Below are 15844 nucleotides of genomic sequence, written 5' to 3' on the forward strand. Positions count from 1 at the left end.
GCGAAGGGCTTTGGTACGCCCTTTTTCAATCGTCCGATGTTTTCGCCCTGTATTCGCAAAGATCTTCGATGCGACAGCTGCCGCAGCGTGGTTTGCGCGCCTGGCAAACGTAGCGTCCGTGAAGGATCAGCCAATGGTGGGCATCCAGCAGGTAGTCCTTGGGTACCACCTTGAGCAGCTTCTGTTCGACCTCCACCACGTTCTTGCCGGGGGCGAGGTTGGTGCGGTTGCTGACCCGGAAGATATGGGTGTCCACCGCCATGGCGACCTGGCGAAACGCGGTGTTGAGCACCACGTTGGCGGTCTTGCGACCCACGCCGGGCAGAGCCTCCAGTTCCTCGCGCGTCTGGGGCACCTCACCGCCATGACGCTCCAGCAGCAGCCGGCAGGTCTCGATGACGTTCTTGGCCTTGCTGTTGTAGAGGCCGATGGTCTTGATGTACTCCGACAGGCCCTCCACGCCCAGGTCATGGATGGCCTGGGGCGTGTTGGCCACCGGATAGAGTCGCGCGGTGGCCTTGTTGACGCTGACGTCGGTGGCCTGGGCGGACAGGATCACCGCGATCAGCAGCTCGAAGGGCGAGGCGTAGGACAGCTCCGTCTTGGGATCGGGATTGTCCTCGTGCAGGCGACGGAAGATCTCCAGGCGTTTGGCGGCGTTCATGGGGTGGTCCGGTCTTCCAGGGCGACGAGATGGTGGGCGGCCTGCTCGGCAGCGTCTCGTAGCGCTTCCAGTTGGGCGGCTTGGTCGGGCGTAGGCAGGACACCGAAGGCGCGCTCGGCCTTGGTCAGCCGGGCGCGGGCCAGGGTGGCGGCGATGCGGGCCTGCTTGAGGGCGGCGGGGGCCGGGACTGAAGGCGTCCGTGCAGTCGCCGCCGGATCGACCGGCGCCTGCTGGGCCTGATCCAGCGCTTCCTGGGCCTGTCGGGCGGCCTCACGCAACTGCCGAACCTGGGCCGCCAGGGCTGGCGTACCGTACTGGGCCAGTTGCCGCTCGGCCTTCTGCTGGGCGACACGGGCCATGGCGGCGGCGATCTTCAGGGACTTGAGCGGGGCCTCCGCGGCGGCCGCCGCCGGGGATGCGGCGATAGCGGCTGCCGGTGCCTGGCGCCGTTGGCGCTCGGTCTCCAGCCGCTCGCGCTCCCGCTGCAGGCGCGCTTGGCGAGCGTCGAAACGGCGGCGATAGTAGCGCGCGCGCTGGCGCGCCGCTTCTCGATCCGCAGGCTCCGCCACTGGGACCAGATCGATGCAGTCCACCGGACAGGGCGCCAGGCACAGCTCGCAACCGCTGCATTCGCTTTCGATGACCGTGTGCATCAGCTTGGCCGCGCCGAGGATGGCGTCGGTCGGGCAGACCTGGATGCACTTGGTGCAGCCGATGCACTCGTCCTCGCGGATCACCGCGCGCTGGCTCGGCGTGACCGGATAGGGTGAGTCCAGCGGCAGCGCTGGCCGTTGGAGCAGGGCGGACAGCTCGTGGATGGTGGCCGCGCCCCCGGGCGGACACTTGTTGTGCGCCTCGCCCGCGGCGATGCCGACCGCATAGGGCTGGCAACCGGGATGGCCGCACTTGCCGCACTGGGTCTGGGGCAGCAGGGCGTCGATGGCGGTGATGAGCTGGGCTTGAGCGTTCATGGTCTTGATTGAGAGAAGAACGGCGCCCTGAGAGCTTGCTCAAAGGCTGCTGCGCGTCGGACAAACTGCTTTGGAAATGGCTTCGGAATGCTCGTTTACGCCTTGTAAATTCCACTTCCCTAGCCATTTTCGCCTTGTTTGTCGCTAGCTCGCGAGCCTTTGAACAGGCTCTAAGGCGCCGTCGCTGTCACATCACCCGCTGGCCGGGCTTGGCGCCGCTGTCGGGGCTGAGCAGGTGGATCTCGCTGCCACCGGGGCCGGCGGCCAGCACCATGCCTTCGGAGACGCCGAACTTCATCTTGCGCGGCGCCAGGTTGGCGACGTAGAGGGTCAGGCGGCCTTCGAGCTGGCTCGGCTCGGGATAGGCGCTCTTGATGCCGGAGAAGACGTTGCGCTTGGCATCGCCGATGTCCAGGGTCAGGCGCAGCAGCTTGTCGGCGCCTTCGACGAATTCGGCCTTCTCGATCAGGGCGATGCGCAGATCGACCTTGGCGAAGGTGTCGAAGTCGATGGTCTCGGCCAGCGGGGCCTTGGTCAGTTCGCCGTTGCCGTCGGGCTGGGGCGCGGCCTGGGCGGCCAGGTCTTCCTTGGAAGCGTCGATCATGGTCTGCACCTTGGCGGGTTCGATGCGGGTGAGCAGGGGCTGGAAGGCATTGAGCTGATGGTTGGCCAGGCGGGTATCGAGGTCGGCCCAGGTGAGGGGCGCGACGTTGAGGAAGGCCTCGGCGTCGGCGGCCAGCTTGGGCAGCACGGGCTTGAGCAGGATCACCAGTTGGCGGAACAGCTCGATGCCCTGGGCGCAAATGGACTGGACCTCGTCGGCCTTGCCGTCCTGCTTGGCCAGGCTCCAGGGCGCCTGCTCGGCGATCCAGGCGTTGGCCCGGTCGGCCAGGGCCATGATCTCGCGCATGGCGCGGCCGAAGTCGCGGGTCTCGTAGGCCTCGGCGATGCTCGGTGCGGCGGCGCGGAAGGCAGCTTCCAGCTCGGGCGCGGCCTGGGCGTCCACCAGCAGGCCGGCATTGCCCTTGTGGATGAAGCCGGCGCAACGGCTGGCGATGTTGACCACCTTGCCCACCAGGTCGGAATTGACCTTCTGCACGAAGTCCTCGAGGTTCAGGTCGATGTCCTCGACGTGACGCGAGAGCTTGGCGGCGAAGTAGTAGCGCAGGTACTCGGGATTCAGGTGGTCCAGGTAGGTGCGCGCCTTGATGAAGGTGCCACGGGACTTGGACATCTTCTGGCCGTCGACGGTGAGGAAGCCGTGAACGTTGAGCGCCGTGGGCTTGCGGTAGCCGGCGCCCTCGAGCATGGCCGGCCAGAACAGCGCGTGGAAGTTGACGATGTCCTTGCCGATGAAGTGGTACAGCTCAGCGGTGCTGTCCTTGTTCCAGTAGGCGTCGAAGTCCAGGTCGTCGCGGCGGTCGCAGAGATTCTTGAAGCTGGCCATGTAGCCAATGGGCGCATCCAGCCAGACGTAGAAGTACTTGCCCGGGGCGTCGGGGATCTCGAAACCGAAGTAGGGCGCATCCCGGGAGATGTCCCACTGCTGCAGGCCAGCGTCCAGCCATTCGGCGATCTTGTTGGCTACCGATTCCTGCAGGGCGCCACCACGGGTCCAGCCCTTGAGCATGGCGCTGAAGTCGGGGAGCTTGAAGAAAAAATGCTCGGACTCGCGCAGCACCGGGGTCGCGCCGGAGATGGCCGACTTGGGGTCCTTCAGCTCGGTGGGCGCGTAGGTGGCGCCGCACTTCTCGCAGTTGTCGCCGTACTGGTCGGGGCTGCCGCACTTGGGGCAGGTGCCCTTGATGAAGCGGTCGGCCAGGAACATCTGCTTGTCCGGGTCGAAGTACTGGGTGACCGGACGGGTGGCGATGTGGCCGTTCTCGCGCAACTTCAGGTAGATGGCGCGCGACAGCTCCCGGTTCTCCTCCGCATGGGTGGAGTGGAAGTTGTCGAAGGCCACGCCGAAGTCGGCGAAGTCGGCGCTGTGCTCGCGCTTGACGTTGTCGATCAGCTGCTCGGGCGTGATGCCTTCGCGCTCGGCGCGCAGCATGATGGCCGAACCGTGGGCGTCGTCGGCGCAGACGTAAGTGCACTGGTTGCCGCGCAGCCGCTGGAAGCGGGCCCAGATGTCGGTCTGGATGTACTCGACCATGTGGCCGAGATGAATGGAACCGTTGGCGTAGGGCAGGGCACTGGTGACGAGAATCTTGCGGGGCTCGGTCATGGTCTTGGCTGGATCGCGACGCTGATAAGGTGACCGACCATCATAGCGAAATGGCCGGTCGGTTTCATCCGTGGGGGGATGGCAGGGGCAGGTCTGGACTCAGAGGTCCGCCAACTGCCAGTACAGGGCGCTGACCATGGCAGCGCCCAGGGCGGCGCTGCGGGCACCGTTCCAGCCGACGTCCGGGCGCGGGTCGTTGGCGTTGTCCTTGAATGGCAGTTCCAGGGTCAGGGCCAGGCAGCCGTGGGTATGGCCGACGTACTTGGTGGCGAGCTTGAGGGTCTCGCTGCCGAAGTGGCCGCGGGGATAACCATACTGGGTCTGGAAATCCGGGCTGGCGCGCAGGAAGCGTTGCAGGAAGGCCTCTTGCTCGGCTTCTTCGCGCTCGCCGAAGGTGGGCAGGCCGTTGCAGCCGTCGACGAAGACATAGGGCAGGGCCTCGTCGCCATGGATGTCCAGGAACAGATCGCAGCCGCTCGCGGCGATGGCACGGCGCACCGCCAGCACCTCGGGACTGCGCTGCTCGTCCGGTTCGAGCCACTCGCGGTTGAGGTTGGCACCGGCGGCGTTGGTGCGCAGATTACCCAGGGCCGAGCCGTCTGGATTCATGTTCGGTACCACGTGCAGGACCGCGTGCTCCAGCAGCTTGGCGCCAACCGGATCGCCCTGGTGCTCGCCCATACCCAGCAGGCGGCGCAGCAGCCCTTCGACGAACCATTCGGCCATGGGCTCCCCAGGATGCTGACGGGCGATGATCCAGAGATGCTTTTTCTCGGCGCTCGGCGTGCCGATGCGCAGCAGGTCCAGCGAGCGTCCCAGCAGCGAGCGGCCGACGGTTTCCAGACGGACGGCGGGATGTCGTTGCGCCTCGCCCATGAACGCCAGGTGACGACTTTCCGGATAGGGCTCGAAATAGGCGAAAAACAGGCTGTCGTGCTCCGGGGTGACCGTCCAGCTCAGGGTCTTGCCGTCGTAACGGCTGGGGATGCGGAACCAGTCTTGGCCGTCGTAGCTGGCCACCACGCCGTAATCGCGCCAGCCCTCGGGGTAGGCGCACTCACCGGCATTGTCGAAGGTCAGGCCGCAGGGCAGACCACGGGCGCCTTCCAGGCGGAAATGGAACCACTGGGTGAAGGGCGAGGCATTGTCGGGGCGGATGCGCAAGCGGATGTCGGCAGGGTCGGCCAGGGACAGCACCTCCACGGCGCCGCTGTCGAAGGTGGAACTGATGTGCAGGGAAGGGGTGTTCACACGGGGCTCCGCGAGAGGGAAATAAGCTCGGAGTGTAGCGCCGCGTGGATAGGCTTTACCAAGTACAGTGGGTAGCATAGGCCGCAGCTGCTTTTTCCTATCCGTTGTTTCCGGGAGTCTGCATGACCGCTCCGACCCGCGAGGCCATCGAGGCCGCGCTGCGCCAATACCACGACCCCTATCTCGAACAGGACCTGCTCAGCGCCGGCGCCTTGCGCGACCTCGCGCTGGATGGCGGCCGGGTGCGCGCCCGCTTCGAGCTGGGCTATGCCGCCGGCCTGTTCAAGGGTGGTCTGGCCCAGGTGCTCAAGACCGCGCTGGAGAACGTGCCCGGGGTCGAGACCGCCGAGATCCAGATCGACTGCACCATCGCCCCGCACGCGGCCCAGCCGCAGCTGGAGGCCATGGGCAACGTCAAGAACATCATCGCCGTGGCCTCGGGCAAGGGCGGCGTGGGCAAGTCCACCACCGCCGCCAACCTGGCTCTGGCACTGGCCCGCGAAGGCGCGCGGGTGGGCGTGCTGGACGCGGATATCTACGGTCCGAGCCAGGGCATCATGTTCGGCTTCGCCGAGGGTACCCGTCCCGAGGTGCGTGACGAAAAGTGGTTCATCCCGCTGCAGGCCCATGGCGTCGAGGTCATGTCCATGGCCTTCCTGACCAACGACAAGACCCCGGTGGCCTGGCGCGGGCCGATGGTTTCCGGCGCGCTGATCCAGCTGATTACACAAACCGCCTGGAATGACCTCGACTACCTGGTGATCGACATGCCCCCGGGCACCGGCGACATCCAGCTGACCCTGGCGCAGAAGGTCCCGGTGGCCGGTGCGGTGATCGTCACCACGCCCCAGGACCTGGCCCTGCTGGACGCCAGGAAGGGCGTGGAGATGTTCCAGAAGGTCAACATCCCGGTACTCGGGGTGGTGGAGAACATGGCGGTGCACATCTGCTCCCACTGCGGCCATGCCGAGCACCTGTTCGGCGAAGGCGGCGGCAGCCGGCTGGCCGAGCAGTACGGCGTGGATCTCTTGGCCTCGCTGCCGCTGGCCATGGCCATCCGCGAGCAGGCCGACGCCGGTCGTCCCACCGCTATCGCCGATCCCGACAGCCAGATCGCGCTGATCTACCAGGAACTGGCGCGCAAGGTCGGCGCGCGCATCGCCCAGGGCGGCCAGGCCGGTGGTGGCCTGCCCACCATCACCGTCAGCGACGACTGATTTCGTCCATTCGCCTTTGAGACCGCGCCATCATCCAATACAATGCGCGGTCAATTTTTCGCCCCGGAGCTAGACCTGCCATGAGCATCAAATCGGACAAGTGGATTCGCCGCATGGCCCAGGAGCACGGCATGATCGAGCCCTTCGTCGAGCGCCAGATGCGCGGCGCGGACGACAGCCGGGTGATCTCCTACGGGGTGTCCAGCTACGGCTACGACGTGCGCTGCGCCAACGAATTCAAGGTCTTCACCAACATCCATTCCGCGGTGGTGGACCCGAAGAACTTCGATGACAAGAGCTTCGTCGACGTGGTCAGCGACGTCTGCATCATTCCGCCGAACTCCTTCGCCCTGGCGCGCACCGTGGAATACTTCCGCATCCCGCGCGACGTCCTGACCATCTGCCTGGGCAAGAGCACCTATGCCCGCTGCGGCATCATCGTCAACGTCACCCCGCTGGAGCCCGAGTGGGAAGGCCACGTGACCCTGGAGTTCTCCAACACCACGACCCTGCCGGCCAAGATCTACGCCAACGAGGGCGTGGCGCAGATGCTGTTCCTGCAGTCCGACGAGGCCTGCGAGGTCTCCTACAAGGACCGCGGCGGCAAGTATCAGGGCCAGCGTGGTGTGACCCTGCCGCGCGCCTGATGGATCGCGAGTCGACGAAGCCGCCTTTTCCGGCGGCTTCGTCGTTTTCGGGGCTAAAGACCCGGCGAGCGCCGCCGATAGCCTTCCACCTGACCTATCTTTGGAGTGGAGTTTCCATGGCCAGCATTCTCGATACCGTCGATCAACGTACCCAGTTGGTTGGCGAGAACCGCCTGGAAATTCTCATGTTCCAGCTGTCCAGCCGGCAGATGTTCGCCATCAACGTGTTCAAGGTGCAGGAGGTGCTCAAGCTGCCGCGCCTGACGCTGATGCCCAAGCGCCATCCGGTGGTCTGCGGGGTCGTCCATCTGCGCGGCCAGACCCTGCCGGTGATCGACCTGGCGGCTGCGATCGGCATGCGACCCATCACCCCCGATGAAAACAGCACCATCATCGTCACCGAGTACAACCGCTCGGTGCAGGCCTTCCTGGTGGGCGGCGTCGACCGCATCGTCAACCTCAACTGGGACAGCATCCAGCCGCCGCCGGGCGGCGCCGGGCGCCAGCACTACCTGACCGCCATCACCCGCATCGAAGACAAGCTGGTGGAGGTCATCGATGTCGAGAAGGTGCTGGCCGAAATCGTTCCCTACAACGTCAAGGTCTCCCGGGAGCGCCTGGCCGACCCGCTGCTGGCCAAGGCGCGTGGCCGCGAGGTACTGCTGGTGGACGACTCCAGCACCGCCATTGGCCAACTGCGCGACACCCTGGTGCAGCTGGACCTGAAATTCCATGTCGCCACCGATGGCCTGCAAGCCCTGCGCAAGCTCAAGGCCTGGGCCGACGAAGGCGTGGTGCTGACCGACAAGCTCTTGATGGTGCTGACCGATGCCGAGATGCCGGAAATGGACGGCTATCGGTTGACCACCGAGATCCGCCAGGACCCACGCCTCGCCGACCTCTATGTGGTGCTGCACACGTCCTTGTCGGGCAGCTTCAACGAAGCCATGGTCAAGAAGGTGGGTTGCAACGCCTTCCTGTCCAAGTTCCAGCCCGATCTGTTGGTCGAGGAAGTCCGCCGGCGCCTCGCGCTGGCCGAAGAGAGCTGATCCCCGCGGTTTCGCCGGTCCGGCACCTCCCTTACACTGGCGGCCCTCGTCAGCCGCCAGGAAGCCGCGCCCATGTCGCACCTCAGTGCCCTCTACCGTTATCCCGTCAAGTCGACGGCCGTGGAAACCCTGGTGCGTGCCGAGGTGGATGCCCTGGGCCTGGTCGGTGACCGGCGCTGGATGGTGGTGGATGCCGACACCGGTCGCTTCCTGACCTTGCGCCAACTGGCCCGGATGAATCGCATCGAAGCACGCTGGCTGGGCACCGACCGCTTGCGTTTGAGCGCGCCTGGCCGTGAGCCGCTCGAGGTGGCGGTACCCGACGCCGAGGGCGAGCGCCTGGGCGTGACCATCTGGCGCGACACCCTGCAGGCGCCCGTCGCTGCCGAGGCGGACGCCTGGCTGAGCGACTTCCTCGGTCGGCGCTGCCGCCTGGTGCACATTGCCGAGCCTTTTGCCCGCCAGATCAATACCGACTTCGCCGAGCCTGGCCAGCAGGTGCATTTCGCCGATGGTTTTCCGCTTTTGCTGACCAACGAAGCCTCCCTGGCCGACCTGGTGGCGCGAGTGGGTAAACCCTTGGAGATGCTGCGCTTTCGACCCAACCTGGTGGTGGAAGGCGCCGCTGCCTATGCCGAGGATGGCTGGAAGCGCCTGCGCATCGGCAGCGTCGATTTCGCCGTGGCCTGTCCCTGTTCGCGCTGTATCGTCGTCACCCAGGATCCGCTGACCGGCGAGAAGGATACTGATCGTCAGCCACTGACGGCGCTGCGTGAATACCGCTTCGTCGACAACCGCATGCTCTTCGGCATGAACGTCATCCCGCTGGGACGCGGCGTCATCGAAGCCGGCATGCCGGTGGAGGTGCTGGAATGAGCCCGCTGCGGCGGGTGGCGCTGGTCAGCCCGGCTGGCGCGGTGAAGCAGGAACTGGTCGAGGCCGCGATGGCGCGGTTGCAGGCCGCCGGCATCGAGCCGCTGCTCGGCGAGCATGCGCTCGAGCGGCATCGCTACCTGGCCGGGACCGCTGAGGCGCGGGCGGCGGACCTGCACTGGGCCTTCAGTCAGGCCGACGTGGACGCCGTCTGGTGCCTGCGCGGCGGCTACGGCTCCGCCCAGTTGTTGCCCTGGCTGGACTGGTCGCGGCTGTCCAGCAGCAAGGGTCGCCCGCTGATTGGCTATTCGGACCTGACCGCGCTGCTGGAGGCCTTCCATCGCCGTGGCCTCACCGCCATTCATGGCCCTGGTGCACTGGACTGGGGGCGTATCGCGGAAGACCCAGTCGCCCAGGCGGCGCGGGCCCGCTCGCTGGAATCGGTACTGGAACTGTGCGCCGGCGCGCGCCCGGCCTGGAACCTGGAGCGACTGGCCGGGCCGGGCCACGTTCCCGCGGGCGAACTGATCGGCGGCAACCTGACCACCCTCGCCAGTGTGGTCGGCACCGCTGCCGCCCTGCGTCCCCATGACGGCGCCATCCTCATGCTCGAAGACGTCGGCGAGCCTTACTATCGCCTGGAGCGCAGCCTGTGCCAGGTATTGGGCAGCCTGACCGAGCACCGCATCGGCGCGGTCTGCCTGGGCACCTTCACCGATTGCCCGCAGCGCAACGTCGAGCAGTCGCTGGACGAGATCTTCGCCGAATGGTTGGCCCCGCGGGGCATCGCTCTCTATCGCGGTCTGCCCAGCGGGCATGGCCCGGAAAACCAGGCCTGGCCCTATGGTGCCCGGGTGAGGCTGGAGGCCAACCGTCTGCAGGTCCTCTAGCGTGGTGTTTCAGAAGTTCGCGCAAGAATTGGCGAGTGGTTTTTGTGCATGGGCTAGGCGCCGCGACGAGTCATGGCAGGGCCATGGCGAGGAGTGGCAACAACGTCCAGGGCGGTCCGCCGCTGCGGACAAAAAACGCCGCCAGGATCGTGTAGGTAACGTCTGAAACACCACACTGGGTTCTGTACGAAAAATGCCTACGCTCGGTGAGGCTTCGTTGAAAACGCCTGGAAGGCCAGCCCCGTCGGAATGCTCATTTACCACTCGTAAACCCGAGCGCGGGTCCGATCCGCTTCCTCGGCCATTTGATTCGCTGGCGCTCACCCTTCGGGCCAGCCGTTGGCCGTTACTCCCGTTGGTCGTTGCGCCTCGCCTGACCTGCGCTCGGCGACTTTTCGTACGGAACCTAGGCCTGACCGGCCCTGGGCGGATCAGTCCGCCCAGGGCGAGGCCAGCTCCAGCTTGCGCAGCATCTGCCGCTTCTTGCTGTTGTAACCCTGCATCCGCGCCAGCAACTCGTCCAGGGTGGCGACCGCCTTGAGGATGTGCGGGCCCTTGTTCAGCATCACGCACTCGGCACGTACCCCGGTGGCGGCATCGGTGATCTCGGCGCGCGAGGGCGAACCTTTCTTGGCCAGATTCTCCAGCACCTGGGTCGCCCAGATCACCGGGACATGGGCGGCTTCGCACAGGCAGAGGATGTCTTCCTGCAGCGCCGCCAGGCGTTCGAAGCCGCCTTCCACCGCCAGGTCGCCGCGGGCGATCATCACGCCGAAGCCACCCCGGCGCATGCCGGCGAGCAGCAGGGCCGGCAGATTGTCGAAACCGCGCCGCGTCTCGATCTTCAGCACCACGCCCAACTGGTCCGCTTGCAGGCGCTCCAGCTCGGCCAGCAAGGCGCCGACGTCTTCTGCCGTATTGACGAAGGACAGCTCCACCGCATCGGCATGGCGCGCGGCGAAGGCCAGGGCTTGCAGATCCTGGTCGCCCAGAGCCGGCAGGCTCAGGCTGCTCTGGGGGAAGTTGACGCCCTTGTCGCCCTTGAGCTTGGCGCCTCCGGGGGCATGGGTGATACGGACGAGCAGCGCTTCGGTGCTGGCACGTTCCACCAGGCCACCGATCTTGCCGTCGTCGAACCAGACGGCCTCGCCACCACGGACATCCTCGAACACCTGGGGCAGGGTGCAATCCAGGGTGGCCGGCGTCAGCAGCCGTCCGCCGCTGTCGTAGCTGGCGGGTCTTCCGGGTGTCTGGTCGGCGGTGAGGATCAGCAGGTCGTCTTCCGCCAGGCGCAGGGCGCCCGGCTGCGGGGCGAAATCACCAAGGCGGCTGTGCTTCTTGCGGCCGTTCCGGACGACGGTCAGGCGCAGGCCGGGTGCCAGGTAGGCGGTCTTGCGCAGTTCCGCCCAGCAGCCCTTGGCCCCCACCTCGACCACCTTCAGGTGTCGCGTCGCCTTGCGCGTATCCACCAGGTGGATCTCGTCGCCAACCTCCAGCCCCTTCAGCCAGCGGTCGCCGACCTGCAGCGCTGCCGCCGCGGGGGAGGGCGCCGGCCGTGGTTGGCGCCGTCCGCTCAGCCAGATCCGCGCCGGATGACGCACGCGGCCCTGGCCATCCCGCTCGGGCTTCACCTTGAGCACCGCCGCCCCCGGCGCGATGGGGCCGGTGCGCAGCTTGGGGCCCGGCAGATCCATGAATACCTGGCAGGGTCGCCCCAGCTCTGCACCGGCCCGGCGTGTATGTTCGATCATCCGCGACCAGATGGCCGGTTCGTCATGGGCGCAATTGATGCGCACGCAATCCATCCGTGCCGCCAGCAGGTCGCGCACCAGGGAATAGTTATCCGCCGCCTCGCGGGGCAGGGTGACCATGATGCGCACCTCGCGCTCGCGCGTCGCCGTACCGAACAGGGTGCGAGCATGGCGGGCCAGGGGGCTGGCGGCTCTGGTCGGCGGCGCGGTTTCAGGGGTGTGGCCCAGCAGTCGCTCCAGGGTAGCGATCAGGGTGGCCACCGCCGGCAGGACTTCGGCTTCGGAGCGGCCCAGGGACGACAGCCCCAGCGCGGAGAGCTGCAACTGCAAGGGTTGCAGGTCGCGCTGGCGCAGCGCCAGGTAGGCGAGCAGGTTGTGGGCGCTGGCGAGATAGGCGGGATTGAGCGCCTCTCGGTCCAGGCGCGGATCGGCGGTGGCCTGCTCCAGACTGGCGTACAGGGTACGCAGCTCATCGAGCAGGGCGGCAAGATCCTTGTCGGCGGATCGGCAGGCCGAGGTCGAGCGGGACGGCAAGATGCAGGTCTCCAGGCAGGTGCCGGACGACCGACTCGCCCGGCATTGCTGTCTAGGACCGATGGACGCGCGAGAAGTGAAAAGGCAAGTGTTGCCAGACATGAGTGGCCGTTGGCCACTGCTCGACGATCGTCGCCCCGAGCGACCGTAGGGTGTCGGCTCGGATGCTGCTATGATGCGCGCCCTTGACGACCCTCGTTTTCAGGTACCCGCCATGGCGCAGATTTCCGAACGTCTCCTGGTCCAGGCCCATCTGGCCGCCAAGCAGCCCAAGGCGCTCGGGCCGGACGAGATCGCGGCCTACAAGACCGCCATCGCCCGCGAGCTCAAGGCGCAGAACGCGGTACTGCTGGCCCACTACTACACCGATCCGCTGATCCAGGCCCTGGCCGAGGAAACCGGTGGCTGCGTCGCCGACTCCCTGGAGATGGCTCGCTTCGGCAATCGTCATCCGGCGTCCACCGTGGTGGTGGCCGGGGTCAGGTTCATGGGCGAGACGGCCAAGATCCTCAACCCGGAAAAGCGGGTGCTGATGCCGACCCTGGAAGCCACGTGCTCCCTGGATCTGGGCTGTCCGGTGGACGAATTCTCCGCCTTCTGCGACCAGCATCCCGAGCGCACCGTGGTGGTCTACGCCAACACCTCCGCGGCCGTGAAGGCCCGGGCCGACTGGGTGGTCACCTCCGGCTGCGCGCTGGATATCGTCGAGCACCTGATGGACAACGACGAGACCATCCTCTGGGCCCCCGATCGCCACCTGGGTCGTTACATCCAGCGGGAGACCGGCGCCGACATGCTGCTCTGGGAAGGTTCCTGCATCGTCCACGAGGAATTCAAGGCCAGCCAGCTGGAAGATCTCAAGCGCCTCTATCCGGAGGCGGCCATCCTGGTGCATCCGGAGTCGCCCGAGGCGGTGATCGAGCTGGCCGACCACGTCGGTTCCACCAGCCAGATGATCAAGGCCGCCCAGACGCTGCCCAATCGCCAGTTCATCGTCGCCACCGACCGCGGCATCTTCTACAAGATGCAGCAGGCCTGTCCGGACAAGGTCTTCATCGAGGCACCGACCGCCGGTAACGGCGCCGCCTGCCGCAGTTGTGCCCATTGCCCCTGGATGGCGATGAACACCCTCGAGCGCACCCTCAACTGCCTGCTCGACGGCTCCGGCGAGGTGCTGGTCGATCCGGCGCTGATTCCCAGGGCGGTCAAGCCGCTCAAGCGCATGCTCGACTTCACCCAGGCGCTGCAACTACGGGTCAAGGGCAATGCCTAGTGTGGTGTTTCAGAGGTTATCTACACAATGTTGGCGGCGCTTTTTCGGCCGCAGCGGCGGACTGCCCTGGCGGCGTTGCCACTCCTCGCCATAGCCCTGCTATGACTCGTCGCGGCGCCTGGCCCAGTCGGAACGCCGAAACCAATTCTTGCGCGAACGTGTGAAACACCACACTAGGCCTCGCCGACCTTCGCTCGGCGACTTTTCGTACAGAACCTGGGACTCAGCGCAGGATCTCTTCGCTCAGCTTGCGCTGGGCGATCATCTCCTGCTGGCGAGCGTCGATCCGCGCCGCGAGCTGGTAGTTACTGGCCGCACGCTGCTTGGCGAAGCCCAGCTGCTGGATGGCCTGGTTGTAGTCGCCGGTGAGAGCGAAGTATTCGGCGCGGGCCTGGTGCACCCCGATGAGATCACCGGCCTGGCCACGAATGTCGGCGGCCAGGTTCCAGATGTCCGGATCGATCGGCCGCTGCTTGAGCAGCTTATCCAGCAACTGGCTGGCATCCTTGGCTTTCTGGGTACGATTGAGCATGTCCACCTGAGCCAGGGTGACCGCCAGATCGCCCGGATAGAGTTCCGCCAGCCGCTGGACCCGCTTCTGCGCCTCAGACAGGCGGTTGGCGGTGATGTCCAGGTCGACCTGGGCAAGGTTGTAGCTGATGTCGTCCGGCGCCTTGCGCAGCAGCGGCGCCAGGGTATCGCGGGCCTCGTTGAGCTGCCCCTGGCGGGTCAGGCCCATGGCCAGGCCATAGCGCACGGCGTCGTTGTCCGGATTGTCCTGCAGCTGGGCGCGATAGCGCTTCACCAGCAGACCGGCGGTTTCCTCGAAATACATCTGAGCGCGCACCTTCATCAGTTGGAAGCGCTTGCTGTCCTCGACGCCGCCCCTGGGAAAACGCTCGGCGCGCGCCTGGGTATCCGCGATCCGGCTGTCTGTGACCGGGTGAGTCAGCAGGAACTCCGGCGGGGTACGGTCATAGCGATACTGACGGGCGAGCCGACCGAACATCTCCGGCATGGCGCGCGGATCGTAGCCGGCGCGCTCCAGATTGACGATGCCGACGCGGTCGGCCTCCTGCTCGTTGAGCCGGGAGAAGCGCAACTGGCTCTGGATCGCCGCCGCCTGGGTCGAGGCGATGGCGGCGATTCCCGCATCGCCCCCGCCTGCTGCGGCCGCCACGATCCCGGCGAGCAGGGCCGCCATCAGCGGCAGCTGCATGCGTTGCTGGTTTTCCACCCCGCGGGCGAAGTGGCGCTGGATCAGGTGACCCAGCTCGTGGGCCATGACCGCCGCGTACTCGGCTTCGGTTTCCGATTTGAGGAACAGCCCACCATTCACCCCGATCACCCCACCGGGAGCGGCGAAGGCGTTGATCTCGGGGTCCTTGATCAGGATGAAGACCAGGCGGTGGTCCTGCAGGTCGCTGGTCTCGGCCAGCTTGTAGACGGTCTGTTCGACGAATTGCTTGAGTTGCGGATCGTTGATGGTCGGTACCTGGGCGCGCAACATGCTCAGCCAGGCGCGGCCCATCTGAAACTCCTGCTCGGGCGAAACGATCGAAGAACTGGCGTCGCCCAGCGAGGGTAGCTCGTTCGCGCCGTGCGCCAGGAACGGCGCGGTAAGCAGCGCCAGGGACAGCAGGGCGGGGCGCAGGACTTTCATGGCATGACTCATGGTCGCAAAAGGGCTACTTTAGCGGCCCGCCGTCCGAGTGCCTAGCAAGCGCGGGCGTTGTCGTACCCCGTACCGGAGAAACCCATGGCCGAGATGAGCCAACCCTACACCGGCGCCGTGACCGCCCAGCTGGACGCCAGCGGTCTGAGCTGCCCCATGCCGCTGCTCAAGGCCAAGCTGGAGCTCAATCGTCTGGCGCCGGGTGATGTACTCGCGGTGATCGCTACCGATGCCGGCTCGCAACGGGATTTCCGCACCTTCGCCAAGCTGTCGGGTCATGCCCTGGTGGGCGAAGAGGTAGCGGGAGAAACCTTCCGCTACTGGCTGCGCAAGGCCTGATCAGGCCTCGTTCAGTGCCTGGGCGGCGGCCAGTACCTCGGCGACGTGGCCAGGCACCTTCACGTTGCGCCAGATCTTGCGCACCACGCCGTCACGATCCACCAGGAAGGTGCTGCGATCGACGCCGATGTACTCCTTGCCATAGAGCTTCTTCGGCTGCAGCACCGCGAAGAGATTGCATAGCGTCTCGTCCTTGTCGCTGATCAGCTCGAAGGGAAAGCCCTGCTTGGCGCGAAAGTTCTCATGGGTGCGCAGGCTGTCGCGGGAAACCCCCAGAATCTGGGTATTCGCCGCGGCGAACTGCTCGTGCAGGTCGCGAAAGCCCTGGCCCTGGGTGGTGCAACCCGGGGTGTTGTCCTTGGGATAGAAGTACAACACCGCCTGGCGACCGCGCAGGCTGTCTGGCGAGACCTCGAGGCCACTGGTGGCCTGGGCCTGGAAGGTGGGAAGCGGCTGGTCGAGGGTCACGCTCATGGACAGGTC

Annotated in this window: 14 protein-coding genes; 7 read left to right on the top strand and 7 right to left on the bottom strand. The window is 66.3% G+C overall.

The window, feature by feature from the left end; genetic code table 11:
* Nucleotides 1-25: 25 nt before the first annotated feature.
* From nth to AR540_RS07890, 4 genes are all read right to left on the bottom strand, one after another.
* On the bottom strand, nucleotides 26-664 hold the full coding sequence (nth, locus tag AR540_RS07875) for an endonuclease III (protein WP_059227599.1): 639 nt from the start codon (nucleotides 662-664) through the stop codon (nucleotides 26-28).
* Complete coding sequence (locus AR540_RS07880; RefSeq protein WP_059227601.1) at nucleotides 661-1635, bottom strand: RnfABCDGE type electron transport complex subunit B; 975 nt, start codon at nucleotides 1633-1635, stop codon at nucleotides 661-663. The genes nth and AR540_RS07880 overlap by 4 nt, the downstream gene beginning before the upstream one ends.
* 187 nt (nucleotides 1636-1822) lie before the next feature.
* On the bottom strand, nucleotides 1823-3862 hold the full coding sequence (metG, locus tag AR540_RS07885; protein ID WP_059227603.1) for a methionine--tRNA ligase: 2040 nt from the start codon (nucleotides 3860-3862) through the stop codon (nucleotides 1823-1825).
* A 99-nt stretch (nucleotides 3863-3961) separates the two neighbouring features.
* Nucleotides 3962-5113 carry a M14 family metallopeptidase gene (locus AR540_RS07890; protein WP_059227605.1) on the bottom strand — a complete coding sequence of 384 codons (1152 nt, stop codon included), beginning with the start codon at nucleotides 5111-5113 and terminating at the stop codon, nucleotides 3962-3964.
* Between the two features lie 122 nt (nucleotides 5114-5235).
* On the opposite strand from AR540_RS07890, the gene apbC reads away from it, so the two are divergent.
* The 5 genes from apbC to AR540_RS07915 all read left to right on the top strand — a co-directional run bounded on the left by apbC (nucleotide 5236) and on the right by AR540_RS07915 (nucleotide 9789).
* Nucleotides 5236-6330: an iron-sulfur cluster carrier protein ApbC gene (apbC, locus tag AR540_RS07895; protein ID WP_059227606.1), complete on the top strand. Its 1095-nt coding sequence runs from the start codon at nucleotides 5236-5238 to the stop codon at nucleotides 6328-6330.
* An 80-nt stretch (nucleotides 6331-6410) separates the two neighbouring features.
* A complete protein-coding gene (gene dcd, locus AR540_RS07900; protein WP_007162761.1) occupies nucleotides 6411-6977 on the top strand; it encodes a dCTP deaminase in 567 nt (188 codons plus the stop codon).
* A 116-nt stretch (nucleotides 6978-7093) separates the two neighbouring features.
* On the top strand, nucleotides 7094-8026 hold the full coding sequence (locus AR540_RS07905; RefSeq protein ID WP_059227608.1) for a chemotaxis protein CheV: 933 nt from the start codon (nucleotides 7094-7096) through the stop codon (nucleotides 8024-8026).
* A gap of 72 nt (nucleotides 8027-8098) precedes the next feature.
* Entirely contained in the window at nucleotides 8099-8902 is an 804-nt protein-coding gene (locus AR540_RS07910; RefSeq protein WP_059227610.1) for an MOSC domain-containing protein, read from the top strand.
* A complete protein-coding gene (locus AR540_RS07915; protein WP_059227612.1) occupies nucleotides 8899-9789 on the top strand; it encodes a S66 peptidase family protein in 891 nt (296 codons plus the stop codon). The genes AR540_RS07910 and AR540_RS07915 overlap by 4 nt, the downstream gene beginning before the upstream one ends.
* A 431-nt stretch (nucleotides 9790-10220) precedes the next feature.
* On the opposite strand, the gene AR540_RS07920 is transcribed toward AR540_RS07915, so the two are convergent.
* Entirely contained in the window at nucleotides 10221-12074 is a 1854-nt protein-coding gene (locus AR540_RS07920; protein WP_059227614.1) for a pyruvate kinase, read from the bottom strand.
* A 214-nt stretch (nucleotides 12075-12288) separates the two neighbouring features.
* Here AR540_RS07920 and nadA point away from each other — a divergent pair, with 214 nt between their 5' ends.
* The gene (gene nadA, locus AR540_RS07925) at nucleotides 12289-13347 is read left to right on the top strand and encodes a quinolinate synthase NadA (protein ID WP_059227616.1); all 1059 of its coding nucleotides are present in this window, start codon (nucleotides 12289-12291) and stop codon (nucleotides 13345-13347) included.
* A 223-nt stretch (nucleotides 13348-13570) separates the two neighbouring features.
* On the opposite strand, the gene AR540_RS07930 is transcribed toward nadA, so the two are convergent.
* Nucleotides 13571-15010 carry a M48 family metalloprotease gene (locus AR540_RS07930; RefSeq protein WP_059227618.1) on the bottom strand — a complete coding sequence of 480 codons (1440 nt, stop codon included), beginning with the start codon at nucleotides 15008-15010 and terminating at the stop codon, nucleotides 13571-13573.
* Nucleotides 15011-15106: 96 nt separating this feature from the next.
* Between AR540_RS07930 and AR540_RS07935 the strand changes: the two genes are divergently transcribed.
* Nucleotides 15107-15361, top strand: a complete 255-nt coding sequence (locus tag AR540_RS07935) for a sulfurtransferase TusA family protein (protein ID WP_059227619.1) — start codon at nucleotides 15107-15109, stop codon at nucleotides 15359-15361.
* On the opposite strand, the gene AR540_RS07940 is transcribed toward AR540_RS07935, so the two are convergent.
* A complete protein-coding gene (locus AR540_RS07940) occupies nucleotides 15362-15835 on the bottom strand; it encodes a peroxiredoxin (protein WP_059227622.1) in 474 nt (157 codons plus the stop codon).
* Nucleotides 15836-15844 lie beyond the last annotated feature (9 nt).

Source organism: Pseudomonas sp. EpS/L25 (assembly GCF_001512295.1).
In the GTDB taxonomy this organism is placed as follows: Bacteria; Pseudomonadota; Gammaproteobacteria; order Pseudomonadales; family Pseudomonadaceae; genus Chryseomonas.

Excerpts from the sequence above, each read along its gene's own strand:
- nth (WP_059227599.1), bottom strand. The coding sequence starts at position 664 with ATGAACGCCGCCAAACGCCTGGAGATCTTCCGTCGCCTGCACGAGGAC.
- AR540_RS07905 (WP_059227608.1), top strand. The coding sequence starts at position 7,094 with ATGGCCAGCATTCTCGATACCGTCGATCAACGTACCCAGTTGGTTGGC.
- AR540_RS07930 (WP_059227618.1), bottom strand. The coding sequence starts at position 15,010 with ATGAAAGTCCTGCGCCCCGCCCTGCTGTCCCTGGCGCTGCTTACCGCG.
- AR540_RS07880 (WP_059227601.1), bottom strand. The coding sequence starts at position 1,635 with ATGAACGCTCAAGCCCAGCTCATCACCGCCATCGACGCCCTGCTGCCC.
- AR540_RS07915 (WP_059227612.1), top strand. The coding sequence starts at position 8,899 with ATGAGCCCGCTGCGGCGGGTGGCGCTGGTCAGCCCGGCTGGCGCGGTG.
- AR540_RS07910 (WP_059227610.1), top strand. The coding sequence starts at position 8,099 with ATGTCGCACCTCAGTGCCCTCTACCGTTATCCCGTCAAGTCGACGGCC.
- apbC (WP_059227606.1), top strand. The coding sequence starts at position 5,236 with ATGACCGCTCCGACCCGCGAGGCCATCGAGGCCGCGCTGCGCCAATAC.
- dcd (WP_007162761.1), top strand. The coding sequence starts at position 6,411 with ATGAGCATCAAATCGGACAAGTGGATTCGCCGCATGGCCCAGGAGCAC.
- AR540_RS07940 (WP_059227622.1), bottom strand. The coding sequence starts at position 15,835 with ATGAGCGTGACCCTCGACCAGCCGCTTCCCACCTTCCAGGCCCAGGCC.
- nadA (WP_059227616.1), top strand. The coding sequence starts at position 12,289 with ATGGCGCAGATTTCCGAACGTCTCCTGGTCCAGGCCCATCTGGCCGCC.
- metG (WP_059227603.1), bottom strand. The coding sequence starts at position 3,862 with ATGACCGAGCCCCGCAAGATTCTCGTCACCAGTGCCCTGCCCTACGCC.
- AR540_RS07935 (WP_059227619.1), top strand. The coding sequence starts at position 15,107 with ATGGCCGAGATGAGCCAACCCTACACCGGCGCCGTGACCGCCCAGCTG.